This window comes from Actinoplanes lobatus, from assembly GCF_014205215.1.
Taxonomy (GTDB): Bacteria; Actinomycetota; Actinomycetes; order Mycobacteriales; family Micromonosporaceae; genus Actinoplanes; species Actinoplanes lobatus.
In genome coordinates this window covers 6,230,446-6,247,238 of sequence record NZ_JACHNC010000001.1, presented here as the reverse complement: position 1 = coordinate 6,247,238, position 16,793 = coordinate 6,230,446, and the positions used below count along the sequence as shown (strand labels likewise).

At 70.0% G+C, this 16,793-nt stretch carries 17 protein-coding genes; 9 read left to right on the top strand and 8 right to left on the bottom strand.

Annotated features, from left to right (window positions below; genetic code table 11):
- Positions 1-64 precede the first annotated feature (64 nt).
- The gene (locus BJ964_RS28655; RefSeq protein ID WP_188127219.1) at positions 65-1,285 is read right to left on the bottom strand and encodes a multidrug effflux MFS transporter; all 1,221 of its coding nucleotides are present in this window, start codon (positions 1,283-1,285) and stop codon (positions 65-67) included.
- 231 nt (positions 1,286-1,516) lie between these two features.
- Between BJ964_RS28655 and BJ964_RS28650 the strand changes: the two genes are divergently transcribed.
- Positions 1,517-2,344 (top strand): hypothetical protein, encoded by an 828-nt coding sequence (locus tag BJ964_RS28650; RefSeq protein ID WP_188123579.1) that lies wholly within the window; start codon positions 1,517-1,519, stop codon positions 2,342-2,344.
- 46 nt (positions 2,345-2,390) lie between these two features.
- On the opposite strand, the gene pflA is transcribed toward BJ964_RS28650, so the two are convergent.
- The 5 genes from pflA to BJ964_RS28625 all read right to left on the bottom strand — a co-directional run bounded on the left by pflA (position 2,391) and on the right by BJ964_RS28625 (position 10,007).
- Positions 2,391-3,212, bottom strand: coding sequence for a pyruvate formate-lyase-activating protein (gene pflA, locus BJ964_RS28645; protein WP_229806777.1), 822 nt, complete (start codon positions 3,210-3,212; stop codon positions 2,391-2,393).
- A complete protein-coding gene (gene pflB / locus BJ964_RS28640) occupies positions 3,209-5,455 on the bottom strand; it encodes a formate C-acetyltransferase (protein WP_188123578.1) in 2,247 nt (748 codons plus the stop codon). The genes pflA and pflB overlap by 4 nt, the downstream gene beginning before the upstream one ends.
- A gap of 71 nt (positions 5,456-5,526) precedes the next feature.
- Positions 5,527-8,151 carry a bifunctional acetaldehyde-CoA/alcohol dehydrogenase gene (adhE, locus tag BJ964_RS28635; RefSeq protein WP_188123577.1) on the bottom strand — a complete coding sequence of 875 codons (2,625 nt, stop codon included), beginning with the start codon at positions 8,149-8,151 and terminating at the stop codon, positions 5,527-5,529.
- Between the two features lie 216 nt (positions 8,152-8,367).
- Positions 8,368-9,504: a hypothetical protein gene (locus tag BJ964_RS28630; RefSeq protein ID WP_188123576.1), complete on the bottom strand. Its 1,137-nt coding sequence runs from the start codon at positions 9,502-9,504 to the stop codon at positions 8,368-8,370.
- Positions 9,501-10,007 carry a SigE family RNA polymerase sigma factor gene (locus tag BJ964_RS28625; protein WP_188123575.1) on the bottom strand — a complete coding sequence of 169 codons (507 nt, stop codon included), beginning with the start codon at positions 10,005-10,007 and terminating at the stop codon, positions 9,501-9,503. The genes BJ964_RS28630 and BJ964_RS28625 overlap by 4 nt, the downstream gene beginning before the upstream one ends.
- An 85-nt stretch (positions 10,008-10,092) precedes the next feature.
- Here BJ964_RS28625 and BJ964_RS28620 point away from each other — a divergent pair, with 85 nt between their 5' ends.
- Positions 10,093-10,584: a phosphatase domain-containing protein gene (locus BJ964_RS28620; RefSeq protein ID WP_188123574.1), complete on the top strand. Its 492-nt coding sequence runs from the start codon at positions 10,093-10,095 to the stop codon at positions 10,582-10,584.
- A gap of 131 nt (positions 10,585-10,715) precedes the next feature.
- On the top strand, positions 10,716-10,991 hold the full coding sequence (locus tag BJ964_RS28615) for a hypothetical protein (RefSeq protein WP_188123573.1): 276 nt from the start codon (positions 10,716-10,718) through the stop codon (positions 10,989-10,991).
- Between the two features lie 72 nt (positions 10,992-11,063).
- Here the strand turns inward: BJ964_RS28615 and BJ964_RS28610 are convergent, their stop codons facing one another.
- Positions 11,064-11,483, bottom strand: a complete 420-nt coding sequence (locus BJ964_RS28610) for a PLD nuclease N-terminal domain-containing protein (RefSeq protein WP_188123572.1) — start codon at positions 11,481-11,483, stop codon at positions 11,064-11,066.
- A gap of 124 nt (positions 11,484-11,607) precedes the next feature.
- On the opposite strand from BJ964_RS28610, the gene BJ964_RS28605 reads away from it, so the two are divergent.
- From BJ964_RS28605 to BJ964_RS28580, 6 genes are all read left to right on the top strand, one after another.
- Entirely contained in the window at positions 11,608-12,435 is an 828-nt protein-coding gene (locus BJ964_RS28605) for a rhamnogalacturonan acetylesterase (RefSeq protein ID WP_188123571.1), read from the top strand.
- Positions 12,436-13,065: 630 nt separating this feature from the next.
- Positions 13,066-13,788 (top strand): nucleotidyltransferase domain-containing protein, encoded by a 723-nt coding sequence (locus BJ964_RS28600; RefSeq protein WP_262479938.1) that lies wholly within the window; start codon positions 13,066-13,068, stop codon positions 13,786-13,788.
- Positions 13,789-13,822: 34 nt separating this feature from the next.
- Positions 13,823-14,284 (top strand): SRPBCC family protein, encoded by a 462-nt coding sequence (locus BJ964_RS28595; RefSeq protein ID WP_188123570.1) that lies wholly within the window; start codon positions 13,823-13,825, stop codon positions 14,282-14,284.
- The gene (locus BJ964_RS28590; RefSeq protein ID WP_188123569.1) at positions 14,281-14,625 is read left to right on the top strand and encodes an ArsR/SmtB family transcription factor; all 345 of its coding nucleotides are present in this window, start codon (positions 14,281-14,283) and stop codon (positions 14,623-14,625) included. Before BJ964_RS28595 ends, BJ964_RS28590 begins: the two co-directional genes overlap by 4 nt.
- Positions 14,626-14,635: 10 nt before the next feature.
- Positions 14,636-15,673, top strand: coding sequence for an alpha/beta fold hydrolase (locus BJ964_RS28585; RefSeq protein ID WP_229806776.1), 1,038 nt, complete (start codon positions 14,636-14,638; stop codon positions 15,671-15,673).
- Positions 15,674-15,722: 49 nt separating this feature from the next.
- Positions 15,723-16,115, top strand: a complete 393-nt coding sequence (locus tag BJ964_RS28580) for a PNPOx family protein (RefSeq protein WP_188123568.1) — start codon at positions 15,723-15,725, stop codon at positions 16,113-16,115.
- A 247-nt stretch (positions 16,116-16,362) separates the two neighbouring features.
- Here the strand turns inward: BJ964_RS28580 and BJ964_RS28575 are convergent, their stop codons facing one another.
- Entirely contained in the window at positions 16,363-16,665 is a 303-nt protein-coding gene (locus BJ964_RS28575; RefSeq protein WP_188123567.1) for a hypothetical protein, read from the bottom strand.
- Positions 16,666-16,793: the final 128 nt, after the last annotated feature.

Here is a 16,793-nt window from a genome sequence, read left to right as displayed (position 1 = left end):
ACGAGGGATTGCGGATTCGGCCGTGGGCAGCCACGAGGAAGACTCCCGGACGGCCGCAAGACCTCTAATGCGCCAGGGCCGCCACCGGCTCCGGGTCGGCGGCCGGGAGCTGGTGCGGCCGCACCACCAGGAAGAACACCGCGGTGGCGGCCACCATGCCACCGGCTACGACGACGGCCATCGCGACCGCGCCGACGCCGAGCAGACCGACCACCGGCGCGGCCAGCGCACCTACGCCGAACTGGACCGCGCCGAGCAGGGCGGCCGCCGTGCCGGCCGCCTCGCCGTGGCGGGACAGGGCCAGCGCCGGGGCGTTCGGCATGGCCAGGCCGACCGTGGCGAGAACCAGGCCGAGGGGCACGAGAATGCCGGCCAGGCCGCCGAACCCGGTGACCGCGGTCAGCACCAGCGCCGCGCCGGATCCGACGCCGGCGAGCAGCGCGACGCTCATGATCTGCTGCGGTGTCCAGCGCAGCAGGAGCCGTACGTTGAACTGGGTCGCCCCGATCAGGCCGATCGCGCCGCCGGCGAAGATCAGCGCGAACTGCTGCTCGTTGAGGTCGTAGCCGTCCTGGAAGACGTACGAGGACCCGCTCACGTAGGCGAACAGCGCCGCCATCGCGAGCCCGGCCACCAGGATCAGTCCCACGTAGACCCGGTCGGTGAGCAGCCGCCCGTAGTCGCGGGCCGTGCCGACCAGTCCCTCGTTGCGGCGCTTGGCGACCGGCAGCGTTTCCGGCAGCACCCACGCGGAAACCGCCATGATCGCGGCCCCGGCGAAGGCCAGCACCACGAACACGCCGCGCCACGACGTCCAGTTCAGGACCAGGCCGCCGATGGTCGGCGCGAGTACCGGGGCGACGCCGATGACCAGCATGAGCCGGGAGAAGATCCGCGCCGCGTCACGGTCGGAGAACAGGTCACGCACCATCGCCATGGCCACCACCGACGCGGCGGCGGCGCCCAGGCCCTGTAGTACCCGCAGGATCCCGAGGGAGACCACGCCGGGGGCGACGACGCAGAGCGCGGAGGAGATCACGTGCACGGCGGTGCCGGCGAGAAGTGGGCGGCGGCGGCCGAACGCGTCGGAGAGCGGGCCGATCAGGAGCTGGCCGAACGCCAGGCCGAACAGGGTGCCGGTGAGGGTGAGCTGCACGGCGGCGGCCGTGGTGGCCAGGTTGTCGGTGATGGCCGGAAGCGACGGCAGGTACATGTCGATGGTCAGCGGCCCGAGCGCGGAGAGGAGGCCGAGCACGAGAACGATGCGGAAACGGCTTCGGGGCAGGGTCACAGGCACATCTGCGACAAGTCGCGCCGCCGCGTGGATCTTCCGATCCGGGAGATTGAGTAACGCCGATCACGCGCACGTCTTGCCGAAAACGTTTTCGTAAGGCAGCCTTTCCGCAGGCGATACGCATCGATTGGGGCTGATGCGTGTGGTCCGTCCGGTGATGTCCCATGCACGGAGCCGACCGGGCGAAATCCATCCTCGCAGCACTACTTCCGTGGAGGTTCCGTGCGAACGAAACGCCTGGTCACCCTGGTCGCCGCACTGTTGGCGATCATCCTCGTACCCACGGCGGCGCAAGCCGCTCCCGCGACCTGGAGCCCGCCCGCCAACCTGGTCACGCCGCTGGCCCAGGTCTGGCAGCACCAGGAGCAGACCTACAACAACGGCAATCTGTACGGGTTCCGCAACTACGGCTGGGACCAGATCATGGCCAACCGTGGCTACATCAACTACTGCGTGCGCTGGGACTCCACGGCGACCGTCACCGCCGCCCAGCGCGACCAGATCCACGCCGCGCTCGCCCGGCAGCACAAGAAGTGGATGGACGAACTGGTCGGGCACAACGCCTGGCCGTACGGTGACGTGCCGGTCCGCGTCGTCGGCTGGGCGGTGCGCAACCGCTCGCAACTGCAGTGGACCGACACGAGCGTGGACATCTACGTCAACGACATCCGTGAGAACGCCCCGCAGTGCTCGGTGCCGTGCGGGCGGTTCTTCAACCAGAACGGCAGTTACCCGAACTGTCCCGGCGGCTACGCCCGCCACTACGACCAGTCGCTGTGGCTGACCGACGGCTTCGGCGGCGGCGCGGGCGGCGACTGGGGCCAGCGGATGGGCCGCGAGTACTTCATGAACAACATCAACACGGCGAACATGCACATCCTGCTGCACGAGATCGGCCATACCTGGGGTCTGGACGACTTCTACGACTGGACCCCGACCGGCGTCAGCAACTTCATCATGCGCGCCGGCAGCTCCACCTCGATCACCGAGTTCGACGCGTGGATGCTGCGTGACTGGTGGCGGCACCTGAAGAGCCGCTACGGCTACTGAGACCGCGACGTCCCGGCCGGGTTGCCGTCCGGCCGGGACGGTCCGCTCAGGCGGTGGTCACCCACAGCCCGCGACGGGTGAAGTGTTCGGCCGCCGCGGCCAGCTGCTCCGCGGTTGGCGGGACGGTGTCCGGCAGCGGGTAGCGCAACCCCAGCTCGTGGTACTTGGCGACGCCGAGCCGGTGGTAGCTGAGGATGTCGACCTGCTCGATGATGCCGCCGTCGTCCACCGAGCCCCAGCGGGCGGCGTATTCGGCGACGCCGTCGATGTTGGCCGGGTCGTCGGTCAGCCCCGGCACCAGCACGAACCGGATCCGGGCGCGGTTGCCGCGGGCGGCCAGCCGGTCGCCGAAGACGATGGTCGGGTGCAGGGCGACGCCGGTGAGCTTCCGGTACGTGTTCGGGTCGCTGGACTTGACGTCCAGCAGCACCAGGTCGGTGTCGTCGAGCAGCTGGTCGGTGGCGCGGGCGCCGAGGAACCCGGCGGTGTCCAGCGCCGTGTGCATCCCCTCTTCCTTGCAGCGGCGCAGGTACGCCTCGATGAACCGGTTCTGCAGCAGCGGCTCCCCGCCGGACACCGTCACCCCGCCGCCGGCCGCCTGGATGAACCCCCGGAACGACAGCATCTTGGCGACCAGGTCGCTGAGCGTGACCTGCTGACCGTTACGGCCCTCCCAGGTGTCCGGGTTGTGGCAGTACAGGCAGCGCAGATGGCAGCCGGCGAAGAACGTGACGAACCGGGTGCCCGGGCCGTCCGCCGCGGTGACGACGTCCCACGAGTGCACCGACGCGACCGGCTCCCCGTCCGGGTGTTCCCCGACCGGGGTGATGCCCAGGTCAGGGCGCTGGATGACGACCTTTCCGGTCACAGCGCGCCGTGGAAGGTGCGGGAGATGACGTCGCGCTGCTGCTCCTCGGTGAGCCGCACGAAGTTGACCGCGTACCCGGAGACCCGGATGGTCAGCTGCGGGTAGTTCTCCGGATGCGCCATGGCGTCCTCCAGGGTGTCCCGGTTCAGCACGTTGACGTTCATGTGGAAACCGTCGACCGTCGAGTAGCCGTCCAGCACGCCGACCAGGTTGCGGACCCGCTCCTCGCGGCTGTTGCCGAGGCCGTTCGGGGTGACTGTCGTGGTCAGCGAGATGCCGTCCAGGGCGTCCCCGTACGGCAGCTTCGCCACCGACAGCGCGGCCGCGACCATGCCGTGCGAGTCCCGGCTGTTCATCGGGTTCGCGCCGGGGGCGAACGGCTGCCCGGCCCGCCGCCCGTCGGGGGTGTTGCCGGTGTGCTTGCCGTAGACGACGTTCGAGGTGATCGTCAGCACCGACTGGGTGTGCACCGCCCCGCGGTACGTCGGGTGCTTGCGGATCTTCGCCATGAACGTCTCGACCAGGCCGGCGGCGATCAGGTCGGCCCGGTCGTCGTTGTTGCCGTACGTCGGGAACTCGCCCTCGACGGCGTAGTCCACGATCAGGCCACGCTCGTCGCGGACCGGCCGGACGGTCGCGTGCTTGATCGCCGACAGCGAGTCGGCGGCCACCGACAGGCCGGCGATCCCGCACGCCAGGGTGCGCAGGACGTCGGTGTCGTGCAGGGCCATCTCGATGCGCTCGTACGCGTACCGGTCGTGCATGTAGTGGATGATGTTGAGCGCGTTGACGTAGGTGCCGGCCAGCCACTCCATCATCACGTCGAACCGCTCGGCCACCTGCCCGTAGTCGAGCACGTCACCGTCCAGTGGCGGCAGCTGTGGGCCGACCTGGGCGCCGGAGATCTCGTCGCGGCCGCCGTTGATCGCGTACAGCAGGGTCTTGGCCAGATTGACGCGGGCGCCGAAGAACTGCATCTGCTTGCCGACCGCCATCGCCGACACGCAGCAGGCGATCGCGGTGTCGTCGCCGAACTGTGGTCGCATCAGCTCGTCGTTCTCGTACTGGATGGCACTGGTGTCGATGGAGACCTGCGTGGAGAAGTCCTTGAAACCCTGCGGCAGCTTCGGTGACCAGAACACGGTCAGGTTCGGCTCGGGCGCCGGGCCCAGGTTGTAGAGCGTCTGGAGGTAGCGGAAGCTGGTCCGGGTCACCAGCGGCCGCCCGTCGGTGCCGATCCCGCCGATCGACTCGGTCACCCAGGTGGGGTCGCCGGAGAACAGTTCGTCGTACTCGGGGGTGCGCAGGAACCGCACGATGCGCAGCTTGATGACGAAGTCGTCGACCAGCTCCTGGGCCTGCTCCTCGGTGAGGACGCCCTCGGCGATGTCACGCTCCAGGTAGATGTCGATGAACGTGGCGGTCCGGCCGAGCGACATGGCCGCGCCGTTCTGCTCCTTCACCGCGGCCAGGTAGGCGAAGTACAGCCACTGGACCGCCTCCCGGCCGGTGGTGGCCGGGCCGGAGATGTCGTAGCCGTAGCCGGCGGCCATCTCCTTCAGCTCGGCGAGGGCACGGATCTGCTCGGACAACTCCTCCCGCCGGCGGATCGTCTCCTCGGTCATCGCCCCGATGGCGCACGCGTCCTTGTCGGCCTGCTTCGCGGCGATCAGCGCGTCCACGCCGTAGAGGGCGACCCGCCGGTAGTCACCGATGATCCGGCCACGGCCGTACGCGTCGGGCAGTCCGGTGATGATGTGCGAGCGGCGGGCCGCCAGGATGTTCGGGGTGTAGGCGTCGAACACACCGGCGTTGTGGGTCTTGCGGTACTTGGTGAAGATCTCCGCCACCCGCGGGTCGGGCGCGTACCCGTACGCCTTGAGGCCGCCCTCGACCATCCGCCAGCCACCGTTCGGAATGATCGCGCGGCGCAGCGGGGCGTCGGTCTGCAACCCGACGATCAGCTCGTTGGCCTCGTCGATGTAGCCCGGCTTGTGGCTGGTGATCGTCGACGGGGTGACCGCGTCGACGTCGTAGATCCCCCGCTCGCGCTCGGCCGGGAACATCGCGGTCAGCCGCTGCCAGATGCCACGGGTACGGTCGGTCGCGCCGGCCAGGAACGAGGAGTCACCGGTGTACGGCTCGTAGTTGGCCTGAATGAAGTCACGCACGGCGACATGGGTGCGCCAGGTGTCACCGGCGAAGCCCCGCCACGCGTCGAGGGCGGTCACGGTTGTGCTCATCTCGGTTCCTCCCGTCTCGGTGCGGTCCTCATCAAGAAAAGTTCGGCGGGGACCGCACCGCCCTGAGCGCCTCAGTCCTGCTGGTAGTAGGCGGCCCGCATCAGTTCCTGCATGTCGTCGAGCATCGGCATCCGGGGATTGGCCGGGGCGCACTGGTCCTCGTACGCGTTGAGCGCCTGCTGGGGCAGCGCCGCCAGGAACGCCTGCTCGTCGACGCCGAGCCGGGCGAACGACGGTTCGATACCGACCGTCGTCCGCAGCCGCTCCACCGCGGAGGCCAGCGCCTCCACCGCCGCATCGGGATTCTCCTTGCCGGACGACAGCCCGAGCATCTCGGCGATCTCGGTGAGCCGCTGCGGCGCCCGGAAGCTCTCGTACTTCGGCCAGCCGGACAACTTCGACGGGGCGCTGCCGTTGTACCGGATCACGTGCGGCAACAACACCGCATTGGTACGCCCGTGCGCGATGTGGAAGGTGCCGCCCAGCGTGTGCGACATGGCGTGCACGATCCCGAGGAACGCGCTGCCGAACGCCATGCCGGCGACCGTGGCCGCGTTGTGCATCCGCTCGCGGGCGTCCGGGTCGCCGTGCATCACCGACTTCTCGATGTTGGCGAAGATCAGGCGGATGGCGTGCAGGGCGAGACCGTCGGTGAAGTCGTTGGCGTACACCGACACGTACGCCTCGATCGCGTGGGTGAGCGCGTCGAAGCCGCTGTCGGCGGCGATCGCCCGCGGCATGCTGGCCGTCAGTGCCGAATCCACGATCGCGACCGTCGGGGTGAGCGCGTAGTCGGCCAGCGGGTACTTCTTGCCGGTGCGGTGGTCGGTGATGACCGCGAACGGGGTGACCTCCGCCCCTGTTCCCGAGGTGGTCGGCACGCACACCAGGCGGGCCTTCTCGCCCAGCGTCGGGAACCGGAACGCCCGCTTGCGGATGTCGAAGAACTTCTCCCGCATGTCCGAGAAATTGATCTCCGGGTGCTCGTACTTCAGCCACATCACCTTCGCCGCGTCCATGGCCGAACCGCCGCCGAGCGCGATGATCGTGTCCGGCCGGAACGAGCGCATCAACTCGGCGCCGCGGTCGACGGTGGTCATCCGGGGCTCCGGCTCCACGTCGTCGATGATCTGGAGAACCACCTGGTTGGGCCGCCGCTGGAGCACCCGGCTGATCCGGTCGACGAAGCCCAGCCGGGTCATCGTCGCGTCGGTCACCACGGTCACCCGGTGCACGTCCGGCATGTCGGCGAGATAGCGGATCGCGTACGGCTCGAAGTAGATCTTCGACGGCACCTTGAACCACTGCATGTTGTTGTTGCGGCGCCCGATCCGCTTGATGTTGATCAGGTTGACCGCCGACACGTTGTTCGACACCGAGTTGCTGCCGTAACTGCCGCAGCCCAGCGTCAGCGACGGCACGAACGCGTTGTACATGTCGCCGATGCCGCCCTGCGACGACGGCGAATTCCAGATCACCCGCACCGCTTTGACCCGCTTGCCGAACTCCACGACCAGATCCCGGTCCTCGGTGTGGATGGCGGCGCTGTGCCCGAGACCGTGGAACTCCACCATCTCGGTGGCCGCCCGCAGCCCCTCCTCCCGGGAGCCGACCCGGATCAGGGCCAGCACCGGGCACAGCTTCTCCCTGGTCAGCGGCTCGTTCGGGCCCACCTCGCCGACCTCGGTGAGAATGATCGACGTCTTCGGCGGCACGCTGAAACCGGCCTTCTCGGCGATCCACGCCGGCGACTTGCCCACCACGTCCGCGTTCAGGCGGGCGCCGCTGCACGCCGTTCCGTAGGCGGTCACGCCGAAGATGAACTCCTCCAGCATCCGCTTCTCGTCCGGCGTGGCCAGATGGGCGCGCAGGGCCCGGAACTCGTCGAGCGCGGCGTCGTAGATCTCGTCGTCGACGATGGCGGCCTGCTCGGAGGCGCAGATCATGCCGTTGTCGAACGACTTCGACAGCACGATGTCGTTGACCGCCCGCTTCAGCTTCGCCGACGACTCGATCCAGGCCGGCACGTTGCCGGCGCCGACGCCCAGGGCGGGTTTGCCGGTCGAGTACGCCGCCCGCACCATGTTGTTGCCACCGGTCGCCAGGATCGTGGCGATTCCCGGGTGGTGCATGAGCGCGGTCGTCGCCTCCACCGACGGGCGGTCGATCCACTGGATGCAGTTCTCCGGCGCGCCCGCGGCCACAGCCGCGTCCCGCACGATCCGCGCGGCCTCGACGCTGCACCGCTGGGCCGCCGGGTGGAACGCGAACACGATCGGGTTGCGGGTCTTGATCGCCAGCAGGGCCTTGAAGATCGCCGTCGACGTCGGGTTGGTGACCGGGGTGATACCGGCGACCACCCCCACCGGGTCGGCGATCTCGATCAGGCCGGTGATGTCGTCCTCACTGATCACGCCCACCGTACGTACCTTCGCCATGCTGTTGGTGACGTGCTCACAGGCGAAGATGTTCTTGACCGCCTTGTCCTCGAAGACGCCGCGCCCGGTCTCCTCGACGGCGAAACTCGCGAGCGCGCCGTGCTTGTCGAGGGCGGCTACCGACGCCTTCTTGACGATGTGATCGATCCGCTCCTGGTCGTAACCCTCGTAGTCGGTAAGTGCCTTCAGCCCGGCGGTGACCAGCGCGTCCACCATGATCGAAACGTCGGAGGGGGCGCTCTGCTCGGTGTTGGTCATGATCGGATCCCTCGGTCGGTGACGGGAGGCCTGCCGGGCCGCCGCCAGCAGGCTCACCTTCCGAGGATGGACCCGCCCACGTGGCCTGACCTGGGAAACGACGGATTCCGTCGGCCCCGAAGGGCCCGTTCGCCTCACCAGCAACACCGGTCGGTTCCTGTCGATACCGTCGCGGCGGGCCTCCCCCGTGGCGAGACCCGCCGCCGTGCGATCGTGCTACCTGCCCAGCCATTCGAGGCCGGCCGGCTCGACCAGGGTCTGCTCCGCGATCCGCCGAAGGTCATCGACGGTGAGCCCGGCGCCGTTGCCGACGAGGGTGAGCAGACGGTTCCCGCCGAGATCCACGACCAGGTAGAGCAGGTCCCTACCGGCCTCGTCGGTGCGCACCGGGATCCGCGCGGGGCGGCCGCCGACGGTCAGCTCGGTGCCACCGGACGGCGCGTCGGTGGTGAGGCCGACCACGACGGACAGCTGCCCGACCGGCTGCACCACGCCCTCCTTCATCTCCTTCTTCAGCTTCTCCGAGTAGGTCACCAGCTGGTTCTTGACCGTGGAGAACTCGGCGCGCCACTGCGACGGTGACGGTCCGCTGACGGTCGTGCCGGTGGTGATCCACCCGTCGGGCAGCCAGTTCAGGCGGGCCGGGACGCCGGTGACCCCGGTGTCCGGCCGCACCGAGCGGGCCATCCTCAGCAGATCGTTCTTGCTGATGTCCAGCTTGCTGGCGGTCAGCATCAAGACGGTGTTCTGGGCCGGGTGCCAGATCACCGAGGACTTGCGGTCGTTCTGTGCGGGCGAGTAGTAGCCCTGGGCCCCGTTGACGTCGATCGGCTGACCACTGCGGTCGACGTCGGCGCCGGTCATCCCGGAGAAGACGGACAGCGACAGCTCGGCGCCGGTCCACGGGTCGCCGATGCCGACGTTCTTCTTCCAGACCCGGCGCAGCACCGGGCCGAAGCCGTTGCCGGGGTCGGCGGCGCTGGCCGTCCGGATGTGCTCGGCGAATCCCGGCGGCACCCAGGTGGGCTTGAAGCCGAGATCCACCTCGGTGGCCACGGGTTCCTGCGCGGGCACCCCCGGGGAGGCCGACGCGGTGGCGGGCGCGGTGCTCGGCGCGGCCGGCTGCACGGTCGCGGCGGCCCCGGTGTCGTCGCGCACGGCGAGCGAGGGCACGGCGATGGCGGCGGTGACGGCGGCCGCGGCCACGATCGCGCCGCCCAGCCCGTACCGTCGCTGCTTCTTGACCTGGGCCGTGCGCCGCGGCAAGGCCGCGCGGACCCGCTCGGCCGGTGGGGCCTGGTCGGCGCGCAGTTCCTGCGCGGCCCGGATGAGTTCCTCGATGTCCCTGGTCACGGCTTCTCCCCCGTGGTCACGAGCGGCGCGGGCAGGGCGTTCTGCAACGCGGCCAGCGCACGCATGAGATGGGTACGGACGGTGACCGTTCGGCATCCGAGTACCTCCGCGATCTGGTCGACCGCCATGTCCTCGTAGAAGCGCAGCGCGATGACCGCACGCTGCCGTGGTGGCAGGGTGGCGACAAGGCGCAACATGGCGTCCCTCTCGTCACGTTGCACGCTGGGGTCGGGCGCCTCGGGCAGGTGCCCGGCCAGCGTGTCGGTGGCGAGCGGGATCGACTGAGCCGCCCGGCGCCGCCGCCAGGACAGGAACTCGTTGACCACCATGCGCTTCACGTAGAGTTCCGGCGCGTCCATGCGGCTGATACGCGCCCAGCGTGCCTGCGCGCGGACCAGCACGTTCTGGGTGATGTCCTCGGCCAGGTGCGGATCCCACGTGACCACGGTCGCGTAGCGCACCAGGGTGCCGAGGCGGGCGGATACGAACTCTTCGAACGTCACGGCAGGTAAACGCCTCCACGGGCGCCGATTGATGACAGACCACAATATTCGCTGTGACGATCTCGGCCTGACGTAGCATGCCCGGATGGTTGGGCACCGGATGAGGCCGCTGGCGGTCTTCGACGTGGACGGGGTGGTCGCCGACGTGCGGCACCGGCTGCGCCACGTGGCCCGCCGGCCGAAGAACTGGGCGGCGTTCTTCGCGGCGGCCGGCCGGGACCGGCCGCTCGCGCCCGGCGTCGATCTGGTTCATGAATACGCGCACGACCACGATCTCGTGTGGCTGACCGGGCGCCCCGAGCATCTGCGGATGGTGACCGAGCGGTGGTTCGCCGAGCACGGCCTGCCGGAGGGACGGTTGCTGATGCGCCCGGAGACGGATCGCCGGCCGGCCCGTGACTACAAGAGCGACCGGCTGCGGCGACTGGCGTCCACGGCCACGATCGCGGTGGTCGTCGACGACGATCCGGCGGTGGTCACCCGGCTGAAACGGGACGGGTTCCCGGTGCGGCTGGCCGACTGGGTGCCGTACGAGAGGTCGCTGCGGGAGGCTCAGGAGCGCCTCGGCCGTACCTGACCGATCTTTTGATGTTTTTGCCGCCTTTATGCGACTTTATGCCCGTTTTGCACTTTCTGGGGTGTTACGCGCAGAATGGACCGCGCCGCGAGGTCCGCGGCAGCCGACCAGGCTATGAAAGGTGGCACACGATGAGCACCCGAGGCACAGTTCGAGGCGGCCTGATCGTTCTCGCCCTGGCGGGAGGAGCACTGGCCGCGAGCCCGGCGCTGGCATCCCCGCCGCCGTCCGGCTTGCAGGGCGGCGCCGCCTCCGGCCCGCAGACCGCCAACCCGCAGCAGTCCCGCCCCGCCCCCGTCAAGTACGGGTACGACACGGGCGTGCTCCCCACGGCCAGCCGGGCCCTCGCCTTCGCGAACGTCCCCCGGCTGCGCTCACTCGCGTGCGTCGACTGGGTCTGCGCCTGAATCGCACCACAGTCACCCAACCGGACCGGCGGGCGCGCAGAACCCGAACTGCCGCCCGCCGGCCCCGCGGGGTCAGCCGGTCTTCTCGCCACCCTCACGGCGGCGCAGATCCTCCTCGCGGCGGCGCAGGTCGGCCTCCCAGTCCTTCATCAGCCGCTGATCCTCGGCCTTCTCCCGGGCATGCCGGGCGGCGAGATCGCGAAGGAACTCCGGGTCGTCGTCCGGAGCCGCCGAACGCCTCGGGCGCTCGCTCTCCGGGAAACCGCTGCCGGGACGCCAGGTGGTGCCGTTGCTCAGCCGAACCGGGCGCGGCGGGCGGCCGGCGACGAACCAGACGATCGCGCCGATCGGCGAGAACAGCAGGATGAGCAGCACCCAGACGACCCGCGGCAGCGCCCGGATCAGCACCTCGTCGGTGGACAGGCAGTCGATCAGCGCGACGACGATGAGGATCAGATTTATCAGGGCGAACAACGAATAGACACGAATCACCCGGCGGATCATGCCAAATTCGGCGCCCGGCCGCCGCCCCGGCCCTCGACTCCCGCACATTCACAGCTTCGACCTGCAGGAAAGCGCTTGCCTGAATCGACTGCGGTTGATTGAATGTGACGCCATGACCATCGATCGCAGAACGTTGCTCCGCGCCACCGCAGGCGGCGCGATCGCCGGCCCCCTCGGACTCGCCGCACCGGCCGCCGCCGGGCGCCCCCGCCCCACCGTCTTCGTGGCCGGCGACTCGACGGCCGCCACCTATGCGGTCGCCGACCACCCCCGGGCCGGCTGGGGCCAGGCCCTGCCGGTGTTCCTGCGTCACGACATCCGGGTGGTGAACGAGGCGCTCTCCGGCGCCAGCTCGAAGAGCTTCGTGGACCTGGGACGGCTCGACCGCATCCTCGCCGCGATCCGCCCCGGCGACGTCCTGCTCGTCTCGTTCGGCCACAACGACTCCAAGACGGCGGATCCGGCCAGGTACACCGAGCCGTGGACCACCTTCCACGACTACCTGCGGCTCTACCTGGACGGGGCACGCGCGGCCCGGGCCACCCCGATCCTGGTCACTCCGGTGGAGCGGCGGCGGTTCACCGCGGAGGGGACGCCGTACCTGTCCCACGGCGAATACCCGGCGGCCATGCGAGATCTCGCCGCCACGACCCGTACCCCGCTGATCGACCTGACCGACCTGTCGTTCGCCCTGTGGGGAGAGCTGGGCCCGGAGGCCACCAAGGACTACTTCCTGTGGCTGGACGCGGGCGAGTCACCCAACTACCCGGACGGGGTCGTCGACAACACCCACTTCCAGGCTCATGGCGCGATCGAGGTCGCCCGCCTCGTCGTCGCCGCGAGCCGGCACATCCCCGGCCGGGACCAGCGGGCGCTGTGCCGCACCGGCATCCCGGACGACGCCCTGGTCTGGCCGCCCACCCGCCCCGCGGAGAGCTGACGCCGGTCAACCCGCTTCGAGGATCGACCGCTGCGGCCGGCGGCGTGGCCGGGCAATCGGCCATTCCGGCATCATCGAGGCGTGGATCAACCGCGGGCAACCAGATTCGCACTCTTCGGACCACCCGGCGCGGCGACCGTGGAGACCGCCGAGCTCCTCGCGAGCCGTCGTGGGTCACCCTGCATCTCTCCTCGCGACGCCACACGTTTCATGACCGGTACGCCGTCCGAGGAGGGGCTGGCCGACGCCCTGACACGCCGCCTGCACGAGTTCGACACCGCCGCCGGTTTCGTCTTCTGGACCGCGTCGCCCAGCCCGCCGGTCATCGCGGTTCTGCTGGCGATGGGTTGCCACGTCGTCGAGCTGATCCTGGACGACACCGAGGCGACGGACCGCCTGACGACTCGCCGCATGTGCCGGGCCTGCGGGCGGGCCGGGCGGTTCGAGGTCTGTCCCGGGTGCGGTGGTGAGGCGGTCCGCCGCCCGGACGACTCCCCGGAGACGGTCGCCCGGCGGCTCAGCGACTACCGCCGGCGATGCGCCCTGATCCCGGCCGGAACAGACCGGCTACGGGTCGACGCCACTCCCCCGCCCGAGCAGGTGGCCGCCGCGATCAGCGAGGTTCCCGCGCTGGCGGAATTCGGGCGGCTGCTGGCCGGCCTGGACTGGCTCATCGGTCTGTACGTGGCGGGATCGCTGGCGACCGGCGACTACCGGCCCGGAGTCAGTGACCTGGATCTGGTCGCCGTGGTCGACGGGCCGGTGACCGATGCGCGCGAGGCGGCGCTCACCGCCCTGCACCGGCAGGTCGACTCGGCCTTCGACGGCACGAACCTCGGGTGCGTCTACGTCGACGTGGAACGGCTCACCGCCGTGGACGTGCGGCATCCGACCTGGACCCACGGGCTTCTTGTCCAGCGCGTCCTGTCCGGGATCAGCAGGGCGGAGCTGGTCCGGCACGGGTACGCGGTGTTCGGCCGGCCACCGCGAGAGCTGTTCCCGCCGATGTCCGGCGACGCGGTCCGGGACGCCGCGCGCGCCGAGCTGACCGGGTACTGGGCGTGGGCGGCACGCCGGCCGTGGATCTGGTGTGATCCGGTCATCGCCGACCTCGGTCTCACCTCGATGGCCCGGGGCCGTCACGCGCTGCGGACCGGGGGCCTGCTCAGCAAGAGCGCGGCGATCGAGCAGGCCGCCGCACCGCCCTGGCTCATCGCCCAGCTACGAACGCGGCGTCAGGGATCGCCGGTCGTCTCGCCCCGTTGGCGTACCGCCCTGATCGCCTGGCGGGATGCCCGTCGCACCGTCCGCAAAGCGCAACCATCGGTTGCAGGTCACCACACCGAGGGGTAACGTGACACGCAACCAAAGGTTGCAGGAGGATGTCATGGAGTACGGAACCATCGAACGCGAGATCTTCATCGAGGCCGCGCCCGAGATCGTCTTCGACGTGGTGAGCAGCCCGGATCACGTCAAGCAGTGGTGGCCCGACGACGCACACTACGACCCGGCGCCGGGGTCCACCGGGCACATCGTCTTCGGGGACTGCAACGCCGGCGGGACGACCGTCCAGTTCACCGTCGTCGACGCGCGGCCGCCGGAGACGTTCTCGTTCCGCTGGACCCATCCGGCGGGCGAGACCGCCACGGCCGGCAACTCGCTGCTGGTCACCTTCGACCTGACCGCCTCCGGCGACGGCACCCTGCTGCGGATGACCGAGACCGGCTTCCGGGAGATGGGCTGGTCGGAGGCGGTTCTCCAGCACGAGTACGAGGACCACGTCGCCGGCTGGGGCCACTTCCTGGCGCGGATCGCCCCCTACGTCGCCACGCTGCGGGTGAGTCCATGAGCACGGCGACCGTCGACGACGACCTGTGGGCGGCGATCGGCGACCCCACCCGCCGCCGGATGCTCGACCTGCTGCTGGCCGACGGCGCCGGCACCGCGACGACGCTGAGCCAGCGGATTCCGGTCACCCGCCAGGCGGTCGCCAAACATCTGGCCGTCCTCGACCGGGCCGGGCTGGTCCACGGCACGGCCGAGGGCCGGGAGCGGCGATATCGGGTGGACGACGCCCAGCTCGCCAGGGCCGTGGCGCAGCTCGCGGCGGTCGGATCGGCATGGGACGCCAGGCTGCGGCGCATCAAGCGGATCGCCGAGTCCATTCAGGCACGCGTCGACGGGGAGTGATACTGGGCGCGTGGAGGACCTGCGCTTCGCCCGTACCGATGATGGTGTGACGTTGGGTTTTCAGGTCTTCGGGCAGGGGCCCGCACTCGTCTGGATGCCGTCGCTGAGCAACATTCTCGCCCAGTGGCGCATCCCGGCGGTGCGGGCCGCCTACCTCGGCCTGGCCAAACATCTGACTGTCGTCCTCTACGACGGTCGCGGCACCGGCAGTTCCGACCGCCGCGTCGACCTCGATGATCTCGGTGTCGACGCGCACCTGCGGGATCTGCGGGCCGTCCTCGATCACGCGGGCATCCGGCGGGCCACCCTGTTCGGCTATTACCACTCGGTGGCGACCGCGATCGCGTTCGCCGCCCGCGAGCCCGAGCGGGTCGAGCGGCTGGTGCTGTTCGGCGGGGCGCCGCGCATGCGGGAGGCGATGCTTCCGGCACAGACCCAGGCGCTGTTGTCGCTGGTCGAGCAGGACTGGAGCCTGTTCGCGGACGCCGCGGCCACGGCCTGGCTCGGCTGGGATGCCGCGCCTTCCGGCCGTTTCACGGCAGACGCATTTCGTACGGCCACCAGCGCGCCCGTCGCGAAGGCCTGGTTCGAGGCCGCCCGGGATATCGACGTGACCGCCGAGCTGGCCCGGGTCCGGGCGCCCGCCCTGGTCCTGCACCGGCAGAGCGCCGAACAGATCCCGGTCGAGGTGGCCCGGCGCATGGCCGCGGGCCTGCCCGACGCCCAACTGGTGGAGCTGCCCGGATCCACCCCGACGCTGTTCATGGAAAGCCCGGCGGCCGACCTGAAACTGGTCACCGACTTCGTGACACACGGCCGGGTCCACCGCCCGTCCATCGCGCCCGCCACCCTGACCCCGCGCGAGACCGACGTGCTACGCCTGCTCGCGGCGGGTGACTCGAACACGGAGATCGCCCGTCAGCTGGGCATCGCGGTGCACACCGTGGAACGCCATCTCGCCAACCTGTACCGCAAGATCGGCGCCCGCGGCCGCACCGACGCGGTGGCCTACGCGCTGCGCATGACGGAATTCCGCCATCCCGGCTGACGGGTCACCGGGACGCGAACCCACCCTCCCGCAGCGGACGATCAGCGGCATGACGACCTCTACGACGTCCTGGCGTTTCGCACGTACCACCGCTCCGGCCGTCCGGGTGCTCGCCGGGCGGCGCCTCATTCCGCTCTGGGCGGTGGTCCACCACCGGGGCCGGGTGAGCGGCCGCGACTTGCGGGTGCCGATCGCGATCACCACCACCCCGGACGGCTTCGTGATCAACCTGCCGTGGGGCGCCCGCACCAACTGGGTCCGCAACGTGATCGCCGCCGGCGGCTGCGTGATCCGCTGGAAGGGCGCCGATCACCGGATGGCGGATCCCCGGATCGTCGACGCCACCGAGGCCCGCCCGTACTACGGCCGCGTCGCCTGGGCGATCGCGAGCCGTCTCTTCCCCGCGGACGCGTGGCTGCTGCTGCGCCACACCGCGGATTGAGTCCGGCGGGGTCCGCGTCTCACTTCCTTTTCCGGTACGTGCCAGGCCGTTCCGATCCCATCAGGACCGTCCCGCCCGGTCGGCGCGCGCTCACCCGAACACCGATCTACGCCCGGCGGGCGCGGCACAGGCCCAAGCGGGCAGCAGGATCGCGCCGACCGGACGGGACGGCCCTGATGAGGCGGGGCGAGGTCAGGCGTACCAAATAGGAAGCCGGAAGTGGAGCGCGGACCTTGACCACGAAGTTCTAGAACGGCTCGCCGGCCACGCCGCTGTAGCCGTGCAGCTCGTACTTCCCGGCGAGTTCGAAGATGCCGTCGAGGTAGCTGAGCATCCGCAGAGGCAGGGTCAGCAGCACGTACCGATCGCCGGGGCCGTCGCCCGGCTCGAGCACGTCGGCCAGATCGGGCCAGCGCCCGAGAAGCTCGCCCCGGAAGACCGCGACGTCGGGATGCGGCTCGAGCGCGTCGGCGGCCCCCTCGGCCAGGGCGTCGTAAATCTCCGCCGGGTTGCCGCTACCGGCCTTCCAGAACGCGAAGTCACTGCTCACCGCAACAGGCTATAGGTACGCAGTGGACATCACGCCATAACATTTCTGTCATTCGCCCGACCGGACGAGAACGGAGACAGTCAATGGACGCCCCCGCCTTCCGCTCGCGGCCAGCCTGAAGATCGCCT